16 protein-coding genes are annotated in these 20225 nt (G+C 42.8%); 8 read left to right on the top strand and 8 right to left on the bottom strand.

What is annotated here, in order from left to right; genetic code table 11:
- Positions 1 to 12 precede the first annotated feature (12 nt).
- Together ABDW02_RS04810 and ABDW02_RS04805 are read right to left on the bottom strand one after the other, a co-directional pair.
- Entirely contained in the window at positions 13 to 297 is a 285-nt protein-coding gene (locus ABDW02_RS04810) for a hypothetical protein (RefSeq protein ID WP_343632653.1), read from the bottom strand.
- Positions 284 to 586: a hypothetical protein gene (locus ABDW02_RS04805; RefSeq protein WP_343632651.1), complete on the bottom strand. Its 303-nt coding sequence runs from the start codon at positions 584 to 586 to the stop codon at positions 284 to 286. Before ABDW02_RS04805 ends, ABDW02_RS04810 begins: the two co-directional genes overlap by 14 nt.
- A 233-nt stretch (positions 587 to 819) precedes the next feature.
- Between ABDW02_RS04805 and ABDW02_RS04800 the strand changes: the two genes are divergently transcribed.
- Positions 820 to 1620, top strand: a complete 801-nt coding sequence (locus ABDW02_RS04800) for a hypothetical protein (RefSeq protein WP_343632649.1) — start codon at positions 820 to 822, stop codon at positions 1618 to 1620.
- A 45-nt stretch (positions 1621 to 1665) separates the two neighbouring features.
- On the opposite strand, the gene ABDW02_RS04795 is transcribed toward ABDW02_RS04800, so the two are convergent.
- The 4 genes from ABDW02_RS04795 to ABDW02_RS04780 form a co-directional block, all read right to left on the bottom strand.
- Entirely contained in the window at positions 1666 to 1920 is a 255-nt protein-coding gene (locus ABDW02_RS04795) for a hypothetical protein (protein WP_343632647.1), read from the bottom strand.
- 9 nt (positions 1921 to 1929) lie between these two features.
- Positions 1930 to 4746, bottom strand: a complete 2817-nt coding sequence (gene carB, locus ABDW02_RS04790) for a carbamoyl-phosphate synthase large subunit (RefSeq protein ID WP_343632645.1) — start codon at positions 4744 to 4746, stop codon at positions 1930 to 1932.
- 209 nt (positions 4747 to 4955) lie between these two features.
- The gene (locus tag ABDW02_RS04785) at positions 4956 to 6383 is read right to left on the bottom strand and encodes a hypothetical protein (protein WP_343632644.1); all 1428 of its coding nucleotides are present in this window, start codon (positions 6381 to 6383) and stop codon (positions 4956 to 4958) included.
- 16 nt (positions 6384 to 6399) lie between these two features.
- On the bottom strand, positions 6400 to 7365 hold the full coding sequence (locus tag ABDW02_RS04780) for a hypothetical protein (protein ID WP_343632642.1): 966 nt from the start codon (positions 7363 to 7365) through the stop codon (positions 6400 to 6402).
- Between the two features lie 266 nt (positions 7366 to 7631).
- Between ABDW02_RS04780 and ABDW02_RS04775 the strand changes: the two genes are divergently transcribed.
- Positions 7632 to 9059: a hypothetical protein gene (locus ABDW02_RS04775; RefSeq protein WP_343632640.1), complete on the top strand. Its 1428-nt coding sequence runs from the start codon at positions 7632 to 7634 to the stop codon at positions 9057 to 9059.
- A complete protein-coding gene (locus ABDW02_RS04770; RefSeq protein WP_343632638.1) occupies positions 9056 to 9445 on the top strand; it encodes a hypothetical protein in 390 nt (129 codons plus the stop codon). Before ABDW02_RS04775 ends, ABDW02_RS04770 begins: the two co-directional genes overlap by 4 nt.
- Before the next feature lie 506 nt (positions 9446 to 9951).
- Here the strand turns inward: ABDW02_RS04770 and ABDW02_RS04765 are convergent.
- Entirely contained in the window at positions 9952 to 10959 is a 1008-nt protein-coding gene (locus ABDW02_RS04765; protein ID WP_343632636.1) for a bestrophin family ion channel, read from the bottom strand.
- Positions 10960 to 11075: 116 nt separating this feature from the next.
- Positions 11076 to 12686, bottom strand: a complete 1611-nt coding sequence (locus ABDW02_RS04760; protein ID WP_343632634.1) for a Na+/H+ antiporter — start codon at positions 12684 to 12686, stop codon at positions 11076 to 11078.
- 213 nt (positions 12687 to 12899) lie between these two features.
- On the opposite strand from ABDW02_RS04760, the gene ABDW02_RS04755 reads away from it, so the two are divergent.
- The 5 genes from ABDW02_RS04755 (at position 12900) to ABDW02_RS04735 (ending at position 20225) form a co-directional block, all read left to right on the top strand.
- Complete coding sequence (locus ABDW02_RS04755) at positions 12900 to 13394, top strand: phosphoribosyltransferase family protein (protein ID WP_343632632.1); 495 nt, start codon at positions 12900 to 12902, stop codon at positions 13392 to 13394.
- Between the two features lie 150 nt (positions 13395 to 13544).
- Positions 13545 to 14351: an N-acetylmuramic acid 6-phosphate etherase gene (gene murQ, locus ABDW02_RS04750; RefSeq protein ID WP_343632630.1), complete on the top strand. Its 807-nt coding sequence runs from the start codon at positions 13545 to 13547 to the stop codon at positions 14349 to 14351.
- Between the two features lie 31 nt (positions 14352 to 14382).
- The gene (locus tag ABDW02_RS04745) at positions 14383 to 18447 is read left to right on the top strand and encodes a T9SS type A sorting domain-containing protein (protein ID WP_343632628.1); all 4065 of its coding nucleotides are present in this window, start codon (positions 14383 to 14385) and stop codon (positions 18445 to 18447) included.
- A 20-nt stretch (positions 18448 to 18467) separates the two neighbouring features.
- A complete protein-coding gene (locus tag ABDW02_RS04740) occupies positions 18468 to 19646 on the top strand; it encodes a methyltransferase type 11 (RefSeq protein ID WP_343632626.1) in 1179 nt (392 codons plus the stop codon).
- A 93-nt stretch (positions 19647 to 19739) separates the two neighbouring features.
- Positions 19740 to 20225: a YcxB family protein gene (locus tag ABDW02_RS04735; RefSeq protein WP_343632624.1), complete on the top strand. Its 486-nt coding sequence runs from the start codon at positions 19740 to 19742 to the stop codon at positions 20223 to 20225.

Raw genomic sequence — 20225 nt, 5'->3', positions numbered from 1 at the left:
AAAAAATGAAGATCAGTTTCTTCCGAAATGAATGAGCACGTAAAGAGCGATTAAAACAAGGACGTAGTACAACCAGCATTTCCATCCATTCTCAAACAGAAAAGGAAGGATCATCAACGTAATCCATACCGGGAACAAGGCATAAACTGATGTAATGACTGCAGTTTTGTAATCCGGGAGCCAGAAAGCCAGGGCTGCAAATAAAAAAGAAGTAACCAGCAAACTGCCGATGATTGCCGCCGTTACTTTCGCGAAACGCTGCCAACCCGAAGAAAGGTATTTCTTATTTGCGGGCATGGGAATGAGTTTTAGACTGTTCTTTTGTCAGCAAGGGGCGCAGCAAAATAATCAAACTTGCCAGCAGCATCAGGCAAACCAGGTCGTAAAATAAACCGCCTGCAAAACCAAAAAGAAATAAGTACCCCGCTAGGGTAATCCCGATCAGAAAACCTCCCGAACTCAAGGAAATCCTCCGCTGTTTACGAATCGATTGTTCCCAGGAAAAAAGCGTATAGGTTGTTTTACCCGAATTTGTATAAATCAGGTAAAAACCGATGAATTTCAATAAAAAGAGACCAAAAACCATGTATTGCAATTCGGCCGGGCACACCCGCGACCAATTTGCCCGCAAAACTACTTGTTTGATCAGTTCTGTTCAATACCTGAATTGAGGTATCTGTATAGCATAAACCACTTTAAAAAGGGTATATCAAGGTTGTAATAATTAGCAATTATTAATTATCAAGTGAATCCTGATGGAATAATTCCCCTTGATAATTAAACTATTGATAATTGCTAATTATTTTCTACTTTAACTCCATGAAAAACAGTGACTACTTATTGAACCGGGTATTTCTGCTTGCACTATTTTGGTTGCTTTTCAATGATTTTTATTTGAAGGAAGCGTTTCCTTCTTTTTTGAGCGGAAAACTTTCGGATGTTGCAGGTTTGATTGTCTTTTCATTGTTCTTCACCTTTCTTTTCGGAAATAGGCTTAAATCACTCGTTTTTATTACCACAGCACTTCTTTTTAGCTGGTGGAAGTCTTCCCTTAGCACCGGATTTATCGAAAATTGGAACGCAGGAATTGCTTTTTATCCGCTCCAACGCACAATCGATTATACCGACCTGTTCTGCCTGATTATCCTTGTGCCGGTTTATTATTACGAACCGGTCAAAATCCGGTTCGTACACCAACGGATCGCTGTTCCGGTGTTATTGCTGGGAGCTTTCGCCATTGCCGCGACCTCGAAAGCAAAAAACCTTCAGGCGTATAGTTCTTCTACCTACTACAACGTACAGAAATCATTTACGCTCAAAATGACCCACGCAGCGTTTTTGAAAGAATTGTCTTTAAGCAATATCACTGTCGAAAAAAATCCGAATGCCACTCCACCTTCGAAACCAGGTGATCCTCATGCCTATATTCTAAAGAATTTTACCATCAGTGCCAATATGGTCGTAGAATCGATGTACATTTCTGTCAAAGAGAAGAGAAATGGGATCAAACTTACCATTCATTCGGCAGCGTTAATTGAACACCCGGCAGGAACGACCAAAGAGGTCCGTAAAACAATTGCCGGCCAATCGAAGGAGTATTTTTCGGTTACGGCGGATTAAAAACCAGTAGGCAAGCGATTAATCGCTTGCCTACTGGTTTAAATATCAATTCACTTCTTCATAATCGACATCCTGGACATCGCCTTTCGGGGCCGATTTGGAAACCGAGACTTTCCCGAAGTTCTTCAGCTTCTCATTCCGTTCCTTCACAAACGCTTTTTCACGTGCCAGATCCGCACGCTCTTCGTCCAGGTTTCGTTTTGCGATCATCACACGTCCCAGGAACCGGAGCAAAACCAATGCCCCGAGTATCATCAACGCGGTTTTGAATAAACCGGACAAGCTCGCTTCGACGATCATTTCTGTTGTTTACTTAGATAAGTGCATATTTCTTTCCGAATAGATCTTCGTAAAGAACGGGTCCTTCAAATTTTTGATAAAGCGGATCGCTTCACCGGTCGATTTCATTTCAGGTCCTAATTCTTTCTTCACATCCGGGAACTTCTCGTAAGAGAATACCGGGATCTTGATCGCATATCCTTCTTTTTTCGGGTTGAAGTTAAAGTCTTTCACTTTCTTCTCGCCCAACATCACTTTCGTGGCATAGTTCACATACGGCTCATCATAAGCTTTCGCTATGAAAGGCACTGTACGCGACGCGCGAGGATTCGCTTCAATCACATATACTTTGTCGTCTTTGATCGCAAACTGGATATTGATTAATCCGACTGTTTTCAAAGCAACTGCAATTTTCTTTGTAATGTCTTCGATTTGCTGCATCACGAAATCTCCGAGGTTATACGGAGGAAGTACCGCATAGGAATCTCCCGAGTGAATTCCGGCAGGCTCAATGTGCTGCATCACCCCGATGATGTATACGTCTTTTCCATCACAGATCGCATCTGCTTCTGCTTCGATCGCTCCGCCCAGGAAGTGATCCAGCAAAATCTGGTTGCTACCCATTTCGTTGATGATGTCCACCACGTGGTGCTCCAGTTCTTCTTTGTTGATCACGATCTTCATTTTCTGGCCTCCCAATACATAAGAAGGGCGAACCAATAACGGGAAACCAAGGTCGTTCGACAGTTCAATGGCTTGTTCGGCACTTTCCACTACCCCGTATTTCGGGAATGGAATGTTGTGCTCTTCCAATACTTTGGAAAAACGCCCGCGGTCTTCAGCCAAATCCAATGCTTCGAAACTTGTTCCTAAGATCTTAATGCCGTAACGCTCCAGCTTTTCTGCCAGTTTCAACGCGGTTTGTCCTCCCAGCTGAACAATCACCCCTTCCGGTTTTTCGTGCTGGATAATATCGTAAATGTGTTCCCAGAAAACAGGCTCGAAATACAGTTTATCTGCCGTGTCGAAATCCGTAGAAACCGTTTCCGGGTTACAGTTGATCATGATCGTTTCGTAACCGCATTCTTTTGCAGCCAGTACTCCGTGTACACAAGAGTAATCGAATTCAATTCCCTGTCCGATACGGTTCGGTCCTGAACCCAGAACCACCACTTTTTTGCGGTCGCTTACCGTACTTTCGTTTTCGTATTCGAAAGTGGAATAGTAATAAGGAGTTTGTGCATCGAATTCCGCTGCGCAGGTATCTACCAGCTTGAATACGCGCTTGATTCCCATTTCCGAGCGCTTGTTGTGCACTTCAGATTCCAGGCATCGTAATAAATGTGCGATCTGACGATCCGCATATCCTTTTTGCTTCGCTTCGAACATCAAATCCTTCGGCATATTTCCAAGGTGATATTTCTCAATGCGTCGCTCCAATTTGATCAGGTCCTCGATTTGTTTCAGGAACCAGGTATCGATGCGTGTTTTTTCGAAGATCGTTTTGAACGGAATTCCCAGTTTAATCGCATCGTATACATGGAATAAACGGTTCCAGCTCGGATTTTCCAACGAGTGCAGGATCGCATCCTGGTTCGTCAGTTCTTTTCCGTCAGCCCCCAAACCGTTTCTGTTGATTTCCAGGGACTGACAAGCTTTTTGTAAAGCTTCCTGGAACGAACGTCCGATTCCCATTACTTCACCTACGGATTTCATCTGAAGTCCGATGCGGCGGTCGGTTCCCGGGAATTTATTGAAGTTCCAGCGTGGTATTTTAACGATTACATAATCCAAAGTCGGCTCAAATAAAGCGGAAGTTGTCTTTGTAATTTGATTGCTTAATTCATCCAGGTGGTAACCGATTGCCAGTTTCGCAGCGATTTTGGCGATCGGGTAACCGGTTGCTTTGGATGCCAATGCGGATGAACGGGATACACGCGGGTTGATCTCGATGGCAATAATATCTTCCTGCTCATCTGGTGAAACCGCAAACTGTACGTTACATCCTCCTGCAAAATTCCCGATAGAGCGCATCATTTTGATCGCCATATCGCGCATTCTCTGGAAAGTAGTATCTGACAAAGTCATTGCCGGTGCAACTGTAATGGAATCTCCTGTGTGAATTCCGATCGGGTCGAAGTTCTCGATGGAACAGATAATCACTACGTTGTCGTTAGCATCGCGCAATAGCTCCAATTCATATTCTTTCCAGCCGATCAGGGCTTTGTCGATCATTACCTCGTGGATCGGTGACAATTGAAGTCCTCGCTCCAGTAATCCGTCAAATTCCTTCGGATCATACACGATGGATGCTCCCGAACCTCCCAGGGTATAAGAAGGGCGGATACACAACGGGAATCCGAAATCCTGTGCAATTTCTTTTCCTTCCAGGAAAGATTTCGCAGTAGCCTGAGGCGCCATTCCCACGTCGATTCTTCCCATCAACTCGCGGAATGCTTCACGGTTCTCGGTGATTTCAATCGCAGCGATGTCAACACCGATAATGTTCACACCGTACTCTTCCCAAATCCCCATTTCATCACATTTGATAGCCAGGTTCAGGGCAGTTTGTCCTCCCATTGTTGGCAGTACAGCATCAATTTTGTGTTTTTTCAGAATTTCAACGATGCTTTCTGGTTCAAGGGGTTGCAGGTAAACATTGTCAGCAACGACCTTATCTGTCATGATCGTAGCCGGATTCGAGTTGATCAATGTTACTTCAATACCTTCCTCGCGAAGAGAACGTGCGGCTTGAGAACCTGAGTAGTCGAATTCACATGCTTGACCAATAACGATGGGACCTGAACCGATGATTAGTACGGACTTAATGGAATTGTTTTTCGGCATTATGCGCTTTTTAAGAGTTCAATTTGTAATTTTTGTAATCAAATCTTTGCAACACGGTAAATGGCTCTACCTATACTACAAATTGAGCGCAAATTTAGGGAAATAAATCCAGAATCTTACAAAACCGATTTTGTTTTTTACGGAGTTATTAACAGCATTGTAATAAAAAACAGTAGGCGCGCGATTAATCGCGCGCCTACTGTTTGGGTTCAGTTCTGAACAACTTTCGTCTGATCAAAATACTTCTTCGTTTTCATTTCCTTCAGTAACGTCTCCAGGTTGGTCTTATCCGTTGCATACAGAATAATCACCGCCCTTTTTTTCGCATCGAAGAAACTGTAAATTTTATTCGGCTGCATCTTCACTTTCGACAATTCCGGGAAAAGCTTCTTCAGTTCTTTGATGGTAGCTTCGAAATTCCGGTCCAGGACAATCAATTGGGTTTGATTACTGTTCGTCAGGTAATTCCACGCGGTAGGATCCAGAATCGGTGAAGACAAACTTCGGTTGGTCATTTGGAAATAATGGCTCAGGGATTTTGTCAGCGCATCAATCTCGGGCATTGTCTCCGCATCGCAATAGACCGAAACCCGGTTCAGCAAAATTCCATAATCTGTAATAGAATTCGGGAATGTTTTCCCAAACAGGTCAATGGCTTTATTTACGAAATCACGGTCGATTTGCTTATTCGCAGCAACGTATTCCGCTACCATCGGGTATAACGCTTTTCCAAAACCATCAATGTATTCGTTGTTGTACCACGGATTCGGGTCAACTTCGCCACTCAGGTAATTGTAGGCCCAGCCATTCCCCAAAGCTGTCGCCAGTCCTTCATCCAGGAAATTATAGGCAAATTGGCTGTAAGGCGATTTATTCTCCGTGAAATAACTTTCCAGTGTATGCTGAAATTCACCCGGTTGTTCATCGTATAATACGTGACACATTTCGTGCAGAACCACACCGATTCTTCCTGCATGGTCTGTTTCATCGGTCAACACACCGATACATAAACTATTCGCGTGCGGTGTTGCAGTACTGCTCCCGCTGTTTCCCGGAATAGGATAAAGTGCTACGATAAAAGGCATTTCCGCAATCCAGCAGGAATTGTAAAAACGATTGATCTTTGTAAATGATTCGGAACACTGCTGCGTGTATTTTTCCAAAGCAATACGCTGGGCGTTAATTTTTGCTTCGTTATCCTTCCAAATCAAGCGATCGTAGTAAACCTCGGCTTTCTGCATCATGGAAATCAGTTTCTGCAATTCGCTGTTCGGAAGTATGCCTATAATCCGGTCCCTGAATTCCGGGATAGTCGAAGAATTCACCAGGGCAATATCGATGAAATCATAAGTGGTCCGCGTTTGACGGCGATTGGCAGGAAATTCTTCTCTCCGGAACTGGTAGTCCATCTGGATGCGGGCAAAGTCATCCACCAACTGCGCAAACTCTTTGTCTCCTGCTGTTTTCTCATCAATGAACTGCTGAAGTGTACCCGAAGTGGTGTGATTATAAGAAGCAGCTTCCAGGAAGTTAAAAACGCAATACGGTTTACTCACTTTGAATTGAAAACCGATAGTTTGTGCGAATGCGGGTTGGAAAAGCAGGCAAAGGACCGCTATTATCAAGACTTTTTTCATGGGTTTGTTTTGTCCGTTAGTGTCGGGAATTCTCCAAAAGTGACGCCAGGCCATAGATTTCTTTGGTCACAAAACCGTTACTGCCCGATTTTGAAGCAGATAAAAATCCAACCGTATAATTTTTGGTTGATAACACCATTCCATTCCGGATCTCACCGTGGGCATAATAAAAGATCGGGTAGCTAAACTCGATCAGATCAAAAGGATCCCGCTTCAGGACTTTTTTGGCAGCAAGACATGTTTCAGTTTTCAGGACTTTCCCTTTCACAAGAACCGGTATATGCAGGCTTTTCCCTTCCGGGCTTTTGATTTCCCCAAACAGGTTGTGCGCACTTGTAAATCCATTTTGATGGATCAATGCAACCGTTTTTACCAGGTCAAACAAAGAGGTTCTGAAATAATAGCGGGGATAAATTTCTCCATCCGCACAATCCCGTTCATTTTCAGACACATTCAATTTCTGGAGAAACGAAGACCACTGGCTGCAGGAATAATCATCGAATGGGTATCTGTACTCCAACGAAGGGGCAGACATCCGGTAAAGCCGGGCAACAGTACTGTCGTATTTCCGTTTGCTGTATTTCCCGATCCATGAATAATGATCGGTCAATTTCACTCCTTCTTCAAAAGACAAAAGCATTCCGTACATTTTCATCGTCTGGAATCGCTGGCTGTAAACGGACAACTCTTCCGTATTCTTCCAGTATACCACATTCCCGCTCTGATTCTCCAGGATGATCATTCCGCTGACTTCCCTCTTTGGATTTGTTCCGATGTAGCGGTTTACCGAGCGTTCCATCTTCGGGTCCAGGAATGTTTGAATGGTTTGGCTTTTCGTACTGTCAAATTCAGGGACTTGTGCCAATAGTTGCCTGGTCAGTAAACGGATGTTCGTAGAATCTTTGATCACCCTCCCATTCGAATAGTGGAAAACCACCTCTTTTTTCGGATTACTACACGACGATATGACCCCGAAAAGCATCAGAACTGGTATTAGCCGTATAAGTAGTGAATGGCTCAGTGAAAACATAAACTAACGTGCTTTGGTGTGTGAAATCCTTTTCGCTCAGCCAAACTAGTAAAATTCCCAATAAGAAAGACACTTGTCCTCCAATTAAACTTAAAACTTTCTGTTTGGAAGTAAAAAGTCCTGCGAATGAATTGACCGGATATATACCGGAGCAACCCGGTTAAAGCAAATCCATTTATCAAATTATAGTACCTTTAACCGGATCAAATCATCCCGGAATGAAACACCTTCTTTTCTTGTTCGTTTTTACTTCATCGCTTTTTTCCTTTAGTCAAAGACATTTAAACGATACTTATACTGACCTGATCTACGTTGACAGTACAAATGTTCGGGATTCGCCGTCCATTAACGGTAAAATAATCGCTAAACTGAATCAAAACATGGTCATTTCGGGGTATTCTTCGATGGAATCAATAGAAGGAAAAGTAGGTGGAATCTCGGATGTCTGGGTACCTATCCGGTTTCAGGACAAAGTGGGTTATATCTGGCGGCCTAATTTAGCAGATGGTTATTTTAAAAGCGAAACAGATCTGGATGTTCACTTCCTGCTTAATTTCACGCCGCATAAAGGATTAGAGTTCAAAATATTCCGGGACAACGTGTTTATTTCTTCCCAATTCTTTGAGAATAAAACCAACAAGGAGATAAATGGTTCGGTTTCATTGGGAACCACCTTTAACAGCAACGGAAAAGAAATAATCGCTGTTTCACTGGACGAACATTATGAGTTATTTGAATGGGACGGAATAACGATTAAAAAGTCAGGTATCAAACTGGATGACGACTCATTCCTGACCGGAAAGTATCATCTGTACAAACAGGGAATAATCAATGCAAACAAAGTAAATGTGCGGACTTCTCCCAAACGAAATGCTCCTGTCAGTGAAATACTGAATGCATCAACCCTCGTTGATTTAAGCGAGAAAATGCCTGTAGAAGACTCCATTCGGGGCAAATATGGCTATTGGTACGGAATAATCCGAAACAACAAAACGGTTTATGTCTGGTCAGATTTTATAGATGTTCCAAGACGTTATATTAAGAGTAACAAGGTGAAAGACGAATCCTTTTTATATACCACCAACGCTATTTATGTGTTGAAACAATCCGAATTTGTTTACCGGGTTCCTATTGAAAATACGGTTTATTACTACAACGAAGAAATGGAGGAACGGAACAATTTCGTCCATTTCGGGAACAGGGGACTAAGCCCCGACTACCAGTTTTTGGGAATTTGTTACGCTGCCGAATCCTGTGGAGAAGCCGGAGGAGATAATCTCTATTTGTGGGATGGAAAAAAAATGACCCATTTTGCAAATGATTTCAGTGTTGGAGACGGAGGTTATCATTCAGGTCACGGCTATATTTTTCCGAATCAAATCAACGGCATTAAAGACAAAGTAATCTTTGAAGAAGAAGAGTCGGAATATGCTGGTTACAACAATGATTCTGAAGAAAACAACTCTTTATCTTCAGCTATGCACGCTACGAAATGCAATTCAACGGTGACAGTCTTGTTGAAGTTGAATCCAATTATTCCAAAGCAAGGGCATTCCTGCAGGATACATTTCCTGACTACAACTTGCTTCATTTCACTTTCTCCGATTTTAATCAGGATCATATCGAAGACCTTGCATTTGCAATGAGCGAAAAAACCGATGAACAATCTGATACCAATCCATCAGCACTGATCGGTGTTGCTTTCGGAAATACATCCGGTAGCTTTCAAGACGTAAAAGTCAACCGAAGTCTCGTAAAACCCGACTATCATTCGGTCTCTTTCAAGTCAGACCATGACACGCTGGAAGTTCGGGTAAATTACCACATCGGGTATGACTCAGATGAAACGAATATCCCTTCCTGTTCCAAATTCACATTTGTTTACGATAACGCTTACCACAAACTCGTCTGGTTTGCAAAACAGGAAGCTCAGGTGAAAATGATTGACGAAAGAAATTCAGTTTGGGAACTAAAAAACAGGGAGCGCTTTAAGAAAAACAAAGTCGCATTCGAAAATGCCTGGGAAAAATAAACTAATATGTTTTTGGGTGTCTAAAATCCTTTACACTTAGCCAAACCAGTAAAATCCCCAATATGGAAGCTACTTGAAGTCCGATTAAACTCAAAACTTCCAATTCCGAATTGAAAAGTCCTGCGAACCAATTGACCGAATGGTGCACTAAACGGAATTTGAATGCACCGGTAAAAAACAACACGAGATAAATCAAAATAATCACAGCGTTATTCCACAAGGATTTTTTCCGGATCAGATTAATGACAAGTGTTAGCAGCAACCCAAAACCCAAACCATATAACATAAAATAAATCGGCTCCGACATCAGTTGACCAACTGTAATATTTTTGGTGGAATAATGAGGAAACAATTGTCGATGGTATCGGCATTGCTTTTCAGCAAGCAATCATAGAGATCAGCATTCCTGAAAAGACAAAACTTCATAAACGCCTCCTCAAAAAAGAACAGGGAAAACAACTGAAGAACAATCAATTTAGGAGATAGCTTGCGGATGATTTTCATGATTACAACACAATATTATTCACCGGTGTTAAGGCCGGTGGAAGATCGGTTTCGCCGAGCATTTCACGCAGGTCAATTTCAATCGTGCGGCTGATTTGTGAGATCGGAACATCGTTTGCACTTCCTTCAAACGGGTTTTCGGTGCTCTCTCCTACCTGTTCCAACGTGGTGTAAACCCAGGAAATCAATACGCTGAACGGCACTACGAGCCACACCATGTATCCTTTCATCGGTCCTTCCACGTAGTCATTCAGTTTCTGGAATTCCAGCAGCATACCAAACGGAAGCAGGAAGCAGAACAACCGGATGAAAAAAGTATTGATCGATGCAAATTGACGCGGATACGGGAAATTCTTGATCCGTTCGCTTTTCCCCTGGTGTTCGAAGAATTCATTCAATACGCGCTGCATTTCCAGGTACTGGTAAGAATCAATCTGCTTCGCATCAAATGCCCTGCGCAACGTTTCAGCCTGTAACGCAAGCAATTGGGTTGCCCGGTTCTTTTTACCGAGGATAAAGGCCATTTCCGGTTCACTCATGTATTTGATCAATTCCTCTTCCAAAGACGTTTCCTGCTCCGGAACTTTATAAAATCGCTTGTATTCCTGGTTGTAAGGTTTCGAAACAGTTTCCCAGGAACGTGCGTCGCGCAATTGATAACGAAGCGCTGTAAGCCAGGCAAAATGACGGTAAATCAACTCCTTTTCAATAGCCGGATCGGGAATGACATTTTTAGCCATGGTTCCCCACGAACGGCTGCTGTTTACAATTCCGCCCCAAATCTGGCGCGCTTCCCAGGTCCTGTTATAGGTCTGCGTATTCTTAAACCCGACAATGAATGCCGTGGCCGTACCCAGAAGCGCAACGACCGTCCACGGAATAGCAATCCAATGAACCTTCAACAGGTCAAAAAGAGCGACCGGTATAAATCCTATAAGGATCAGCCAATAAATATTCCTCCTGGTCCAAAGCAGGAATTCCTTCACACGATATGATTTACCTGAATGCATCTTATATGTTTAAATGGAACATGTTAAAAGTCAAAAAGCAATCACCTAAAGTCTACTTCAACTTTTCACTTTTTACTTTTCACTTTTTACTTTTCACTTTTCACTTTTTACTTCACTTACAAATGTTTCGAGTTATGAATCTTCAATTCGTTCAGATCCACTTGCAATTCTGCTTTCCGGATCTCTTCATCACTGAAAAACTTTTCTTTCCTTAATTTGAACAATTCCTTTCGCTGCAAGGCATAAACCTCCATCAGTACTTTTTGGTATTTTTTGACCTCTGCCGCTTTCATCTGGCTGCATTCTGCCGAATTGAGTTGCATTTGCGTATTTTCCATCCGGAGCTTGATGTTCTCTTTGTAAAATAACAGCAACTCGTTATCGGCTAATTCTCCTGTGTGTTTTTTATGTACGTGATCCAGAGCAATTGTATCCAAACGCAACTGGATACCGGCCTGCTGTTCATCACCCCTCACAACGTGATCGATTTCTTCCAGTTTAATCAGTTTGATAATCAACGGAAGCGTCAATCCCTGGACGACCAGCGTGATCAAAATGACCACAAAAGTGATGAAAACGATGAGATTCCGGTGCGGAAAATCTGTTCCATAAGTAGTCAGCAATGGAATCGATAAAGCGGTTGCCAGTGAAACCACTCCCCGCATTCCTGCCCAACCGATGATCAACGGGCCTTTCCATCCCGGGGAAGGATCTTTTCTTACCCGTGCACTGAGCCAGCGCGGTACAAAAGCTGCCGGGTAAACCCACAGGATCCGCAGCACAATAATAATCCCGCTGATAATCAATGCGTATTTCACAGCTTCAGCAACGGAGTATCCTCCCAATCCGGCAATGATATCAGGCAATTGCAGCCCGATAATAATGAACACAAAAGCATTCATCACAAAGATCATCGTGGTCCATACGCCGAGCATATTCAGACGCGTACTTCCCGTTCTGAAAACCTCGTGGGCCCTGTACGACATAAACAAACCGCCGCTTACAACAGCCATCACCCCTGAAAAATGGTAATGCTCCGCCACCAGGAACAATAAATAAGGTGTCATGACTGTCAAGGCTGCATCAATAGCTGGTGTGGTGGGTAAAAACCGGTGTACGGCATAAAAGACATGCGCACCCACTATCCCTACCACAATTCCCATTCCTGCAACCAGGAAAAATTGCCCGGTCGCTTCCTGGAATGAAAATGTTCCGGTGAGAATAGCTGCCAGGGCAAATTTGAAAACAATCAGAGAAGAAGCGTCATTCACCAGGCTTTCACCTTCAAGAATGGTCAATACCCGTTTCGGGACAGGCATTCCTTTTAACACAGTTGCCGCTGCTACTGCATCCGGAGGAGAAATAATACCTCCCAGTAAAAATCCCATCGCCAGGCTGAAATCTGGTATGATGGAACTGGAAACAAAGGCAACAATTAAAGATGTAAAGAAAACCAATCCGAAGGCAAGGAGCGAGATCGGGCGCTTCCATTTCCAGAAATCATTCCACGAGGTATACCAGGCTGCTTCGTAAAGCAACGGTGGCAGGAAGATCAAAAAAATAATCTCCGGGTCAATCGTCACTTTCGGAATTCCGGGGATCATACTGATTCCCAGCCCCGCCAAAACCAGGAAGATCGGGTAAGCGATTTTTACACGCTGCGCCAGCATAACCAGCATAAAAACTCCGAAAAGAAGGCAAAGAAAAAACAATAATGAATGATGCATGGTGACTTATCTCATGTAGCTCAATCAAAATTAATCATTTCAGGCAACTTAAAAGATGACTGAGTGGAAAAGGTGTCTTCGGCTCCGCTCAGCCTCCTTTTAGTGATACTGCAAGCATAAGAACACTGAGCAAGTCGAAGTGTAAACTTTTGAACCCCTAAGCTTCCTGAACTCTCTTAAAATTGACTACTTTTATACCAAATTATTATTTCCATGAAATTGGTTTTGAATCAGCACCAGATTGAGCAAAAAATCATGCGTTTAGCGCACGAAATTTTAGAGAACACCTATGGAATTCCTGAATTGTTTATCGGGGGCATCATTGGCAACGGGGAAACCTTTGCACAGCAGATTACAGAGATCGTAAGGAAAAACAGTTCCCAGGAAGTAACGTATTTCAAAATCGAACTGGACAAAGACCATCCGTTGGATTCAACCATTAAGTGTTCGATTGATCCGACCTTGTTTCACGGGAAATCGGTTATCCTGGTGGATGACGTGATCAATTCCGGGACCACCATGCAATACGGTGTAATGAAAATCCTGGAACAACCTGTACGCAGTGTAAAAACGGTAGCACTTGTTGACCGCATGCACCGCAGGTATCCTATTAAATGTGACTTTGTAGGAATGACTTTGACAACAACCTTAGGTGAACGCGTGGAAGTAATGCCTTCCAACGGGTCACTGGAGGCATTTTTGGTATAATCAAAGTTCAACCGTTTAAATCGTTCAAAAAGTTTAAACGCATTCCTGATAATCAATTCTTGAACTTTTGAACTCTTTTGAACTTTTAAACCTTCGAAGCTCGCAGAGCGAAGAAGATTTAAACCCTTTGAACCCTTTTGAACTCTCATCATGAAGCGAATAACAGAATCCGAAAGCAATCATCACGACCTGGACCATCAATCAACACGGGAATTACTGATCGGTATCAATGAAGAAGACCATACCGTTCCATTGGCTGTGGAAAAGGAAATCCCGCAAATCGAGAAATTGGTCGACGGGTGTGTGGAACGCATGCGCGAAGGCGGACGATTGTTCTACATGGGAGCCGGTACCAGCGGTCGTCTGGGAATCGTAGACGCCAGTGAATGCCCTCCTACTTTTGGTGTTCCCCACGGAATGGTCATCGGGATCATTGCCGGCGGAGACCAGGCAATCCGCAAAGCAGTTGAGTTTGCAGAAGACGACCGCCAACAGGGCTGGAAAGACCTGGAAGCTTTCAACGTGACAGAAAAAGACATCGTTGTTGGGATTGCTGCATCCGGAACAACACCTTATGTTCTCGGAGCACTGGAAACAGCCAAAAAACACGGTATCCTTACCGGTGGAATTTCCTGCAATCCCGGTTCTCCGTTGAGCCAGCTGGCAGATATCGCCATTACCCCCGTTGTTGGCCCGGAATTCGTGACCGGAAGTACCCGCATGAAAAGCGGAACTGCACAGAAACTGGTACTGAACATGCTTTCTACCGCAATCATGATCCGCCTGGGAAGAGTTAAAGGAAACCGGATGGTAGATATGCAGTTGTCTAATGAAAAACTGGTCGACCGCGGCACTAAAATGGTCATGGAGGCTACCGGCCTGGAAGAAAAACAGGCAAATGAATTATTACTGAAACACGGTTCGGTAAGGGCAGCAGTAGCTGCTTTTAATCATTAAATAATATCTTTGTATACCTAAATCAAAAAACATGAAAGGATTTCTTTCCATCATTTCTTTACTTTTTATTTCATTTCAGTCATTTTCGGCTTGGTACCCGGTTAATACAGGTATCACTGATGATTTTACAAGCATTTCCTACAAGAACCAAACAACAGGTCTGATTACCGGGAAAAAAGGCGTTTATCTTTCCACCACCGGGGGAATTACCGCAGGAAGCTGGGCACGTGTACAAAACTGTCTCACTCCGGCAGATTCTATTGTTTACAACCATTCCCAGTTTTATTCCTCTGCCGAAACCAACGAGTATTCATCCTTATTTATCTATTTCTGCGGAAGAGATACGGTCAATTCGACCGGTGTTATTTTCAGGTATTCGATAGCTTCAAATGCCATTGAATTGGTTTATTCCGGGGGTACGCGTTTCAATAAAATAACTAATGACTCATCTATTTTAATGTACGCTGTAGGTGACAACGGGAAACTGGTTTATTTTAATGAATCTAATCCTGTAGTGCAAACAATAGCTACCGGTTTTTCTTTCAATCTGACATCCATCGATGCAACGCTTACCAGCTTAAAGATCGGATCAAACGATTACCTGGTGCATGGAACGATTGCCAGCCCGGGGAACGTCACTTTCACCTCTGCTTATTATCCGGGCAGAAACATGCGGCATTTAATTATTATGAACGGCTCGTCGAATGATGGTTATGCTGTTGGTAAAAACATGTTGAAATTTCAAAGTGCATCCATCACTGAACCGCATCAATATTATGCAGATTCATTGATGGCTAATTCTGTTACTCAAGCTGTGACCGGAGGAATGTACATTGGGACCAATAACGGGATTTATCAAGTAATTCCTTCTTCAAGTATTCTTGAATTTCAGCCGTCTTCAAGCGGAAAACGGATTCAATCTATTTATTCCATAGCACCCAGCTTTTTAATTGCCTGTGGAGATAACGGTGTTATTCTGTATACCAATGATTCTGGAGGAACACCAGAACCTTATGCACAGATAGATTTTAACGGCGCCTGTTTAAATGTTTCCCAGCCTATTTATTCTACCAAAGGAACTGTAACAAACTGTACCAACTATGTGGATAATGTATTGATCAATTCAAATTGTAACAACTATTACAACTATACATTTACTACAGCGGGAACACATCAAATCAAATTGATCGTATCAAATGCCTTTTATTCCAAAACAATCATTAAGGACGTACAGGTTGTATTGCCTCCGCTAAATCTTTTGACAGCTGTTGCAGACGACACGCTTTGCAAATCGGAAGCCCTTGATATTACCATCTTTGGTTCTCAACCCGGAATTTATTATTCACTTTATAAATCCGGAAGCAATGTGTCATTTGGAACTTCGACGGTTGGAGACGGATCAGATTTGGATTTCCATACCAATTCATTAACAGAGACCGGTACTTATTATATCAAAGCTGCCGGTACCATTGCAAATTGTGTAACAACTTTTACAAGCACCATTCCTATCGTGGTGGAACACCCGGAAGCAAAATTCCACATAGATCTGATCAATGCGGAAGCAAATGAAACAGTTCGTTTTTATGAAAAATGTAGTGAAGCTGTCAATTTCGAATGGCAGTTTTCGGGAACACCCGCAATTACGAATTCAACCCTTCCGGACGTAACCAATTCATTTGCTGCCTTGGGTTCGTCACCGGTTACACTGATTGCAGGAACAGCTAATAATTGTTACGATACAACTACCATCAGCGGACCTTTTATTTATCAGCCCTATACCGACAACTCCTGGTTAATGGTAAATGGTAAAATTCTTGGCAATCCCAACGACCCGGTTTACGGACAAGACATTAAGCAAACGATTAAATCCGTGACATCCGGCTACCTGATTGCGGGTCATTATGAAAACAGGATCCTGAAATCCCGTGTTGGGGATTCGCTGAATTTACCGGGTTATGGTGGTTATGTTGCCAAGTACGATGATTTGGGAATTTTGAAATGGTGCATCAAAACCGATCCATGGACAGATCCCCAAATATCATATGTTTCAGATATCACGGAAGATTCAGATGGAAACATTTATGTAATTGGTAAGACACCATCAAACGGAATGATCGATAATCGCGGAGATACTGCCTGCGGAAACCAAAATTTCATTCTGAAGTTAGATTCATTGGGGCATATGATCTGGAATAGAACAACATACTATTATCATGGAGACCAGACTACTATCAGTCATGATTATGACAATTCGGTCTATGTTACTTCGCTCTTCTTCCAAAATCCCAATGGACAGGTCTTTCCTTTCATGCTGAATGGTGTTACCCAAGATTCATTGACATTTACGGAAGCCGTTTGTTCGGGCTGCAGTCACCAGTATAAAATACTTAAGATTGATGGAAACGGTCAGCTGATGTATGATTTCATGGTAGAAATAGGCGGTACGAATACCTGGGTTACTCCACAAGTTGAATTTGATGCTTCAAACAACATGTATGTTTGGGGAAGTAAAGAAACTTCAGGGGTCATTCATTCTCCTGCAGGCGACATCATCCCAATTACTGCTGCTCCTGCAAGTTATGGCGGCAATATGTACATCAGTAAAATGGATGTCAACGGAAATTACCTTTGGAAGGTTGAAAGTTATACGGAGGATTCACCGAATGACGTTACAGAAGCTGTGGCACTCATTGCCGATGCATCCGGTAATTTATACCTGACAGGTCAAAATAATTTCGATGATCCTTCAAATCCTCAAATAATTATCAATGCAGATCATTCACAAAGCACTTTTTACGGCGGACAATATTTCGTAGCAAAAATCAACACAAACGGAATGACCGAATGGATCAATGGGAATTATAAAAGTGAAGTTGGCGTTGGGTTTGACCTGTTGTTGCACGGTGACACTTTATACACCGTAGGAGCAGCCAGAGTTTACAGCAACCAGGATCTTGCATTTGAAGTGATTGGAAATAACAGCACATCAGTTTCCGTTCAGGCAAATCCTTTCAACTATTTCATCGGTAAATACCTGACTGACGGGACCATGCTGGCAACTTACCTGAACGGTCCTTCCGATTTGATCTCAGGTTTGTACCTGGGGCGCGAATGCGGAGTAAACCTGATCAAACTGAATGACGGTTATTTCTTATTGAATAAAACCATTTACACCAATGCAACGGCACAGGATACAGCGGTTGACTTTGGTTTCAGTTTGATTCCTACAGCGCGACAAGATGGAACACAGCTTAAATTTCAACCGGAACAGGGAATTGAATTTTTGCCACATTTTTACACGGAGTTCACCTATCACGTTTGCTACGCTTCCTCTTTCACTTATCCCGACGGAACAGTCATCCCGAACGTTTTTTACTATACATCCCGCATTGACTCTCTGGTTTCCGTTAATGGAATTGACAGCATTGTCAAGTACCAGGTTATCGTAAATCCGAATTACAACACCACCAGCAATCTATTTGTCTGTAAAGGAAGTGACGTATTGCTGGGAGACGGTACAACACTAAGTAATATTCAAAACACGACCACAGTACAATTGACATTGCAAAGTATCCATGGCTGTGACAGCATTTCCAATGTAACCATTAATGTGAATTCTGTAAACGCTACAATACACCAGAATGCCACTCAGTTGTACGTGCCGAATGGTTTCGATTCCTATCAGTGGCTTCATTGCAATCTGAACTTCTTCCCTATTCCCAATCAGGTGTCAAATACCTATACACCTATTGAAGATGGAAGTTATGCCGTTATCGTTTCGTCAAATAATTGTGTAGATACTTCCGATTGTTACTTGTTTGATTATTACGTTCATCTTTCCAATGAAGAATCAGTGAATCCTTCCACTTCAGTTGCTCCGAATCCTACAAAAAATAAAACAACACTAAACTTCGGACAAACGATTGACTTTGCTGCAATTGTCATTTATTCGAATGATGGAAAAAAGATCTTTGAATCAACTATTGAAGGTGTTGAAAAGTACGAGATCGATCTCACCCCTTTTGAGCGAGGTACTTATTTCGTAAAACTGGCTTCCGGGAATCAGAATTCCGATTTCATCATTGTAAAAAATTAAATCTCGAAAGGCAAGATATCATGGGACGGTTGATCAAACATCTCACAGACTTAACGGTTAATCGGCCCGACCCCATAGTAGATAACATTCCGGTACTGGAATATTCGCAGAACATTGATCCGCAATATGCCGTGGAAGCCTTGCTGGAAGGAAATTATGTGTTGGTGGCAGACCGGTTCAGCAGTGGAATTGCCATTTTGGATGCCTTGAAAAAACACCTTTCGAAACAATTCAAAAACGAATCGTTCCAGGCTCAGCGCAGCTATCGCAACACTTTGCGGAAGGTAAGCCAATTGTTGCTGATCGAGATTTCCGGTCACAAACTGCATGTGCGAAAAGCCCCGGAGATCGGCTGGATAAAAATCCTTTACCCGGAACTCCCCGACTTTTTCCTCCCATTCACGGATGCCCAGGGATTAAACAGTTCCTGGCAATGGTACGAAAAAGGAATCCGCATTCCGGGACTCAAACAAACACTCCATCCTTTCTACGGAACTTACTTCCCTACCCGGTTCGAACACATCGAACTGTTTGTCAGATATTTAAAAGCCTACAACGGTAAAAAAGACCGTGCATTCGATATCGGGATCGGAAGCGGCATTTTAAGTAAACTATTCCATCAATTTGATTTCAAAGAAGTTAACGCGTCCGATATTAATCCAAATGCCCTAATCGGATCACTTTATTCCAATCCACTTAACATTAACAACGAGCAAACTAAAAGCAGGAAAACAGAAAATCACAAATCATCTGCGAACATCAGCGCTCCTCTGCGGGAGGTAAAACAACCGATTGAAAAGAGAACAAACTTATACTTCGGTGATTTGTTTGCAGGTTCCGGAATCAAATCGGACGTGGTTGTCTTCAATCCGCCCTGGATCCCGCTCCCGAAAGAAGTTTCAGGCATTGACCTGGCTATCTATTACGACGATGAATTATTCCCGCGTTTTTTTGAAGAAGCCTCCAAACACCTCAATCCCTGCGGACATCTGGTGATCTTGTTCTCCAATTTGGCAGGATTAATGGACCCGCACTTCATTCACCCGGTTGAAGCCGAACTGGAACACTGGCAACGATTTACACTGGTTCAAAAAACGACCAAAAAAGTAGCCGCGGCCTCCTCCAAAACAAAACGGAAAGCACTTTGGCGCGACCATGAATTGGTGGAATGCTGGGTATTGAAAAGTTCAATGAGTTAAAGAGTTTAAATGTTCAATCAATTCGCAATTCGCAATTCGCAATTCGCAATTCGCAATTCGTAATTCGTAATTCGTAATTCGTAATTTTGCACCATGCAGATCAAAACAACACTCTCCCAGTCCGAATTCGCGAAACTTACCGGGATTTTATTGCTCAAACGCTTACAAGTGCTCTTCCTGCTGATAGCCGTTATTGCGTTAATCATCGGTGCTTTGGTGGCCATGATCTTTTTTCATAACAAAGATGCTTACATGCTCGTTTTTGTGGCAATTGTATTCCTGGGTTTATTTGCATTCAGCATTTTCAATAACGCCAAAAGGCATTACCAAAGCAATCCGCGGATCCGCCAGGAAACCACCTATGACTTTTCAGATAAAGGAGTCGCCATTTCCAAAGAAGGATTTTCCTCAACCGTTAAATGGAACGAGATAATCCGCATCCGAAAAAAGGCAGGCCTGATCCTGATCTGGCAAAACAAACTGGTCGCAAACGTGATCTCTGCAAAAGATGTGAATCCCGAACAACTAAGCGGAATAAAGAACTACACCGAAAAGAATGGTATTCCTTCCAACCTGTGA

This window comes from Fluviicola sp. (genome assembly GCF_039596395.1).
In the GTDB taxonomy this organism is placed as follows: Bacteria; Bacteroidota; Bacteroidia; order Flavobacteriales_D; family Crocinitomicaceae; genus Fluviicola.
The sequence above is the reverse complement of the archived record's forward strand: the minus strand, read 5'-3'. Positions and strand labels throughout refer to the sequence as shown.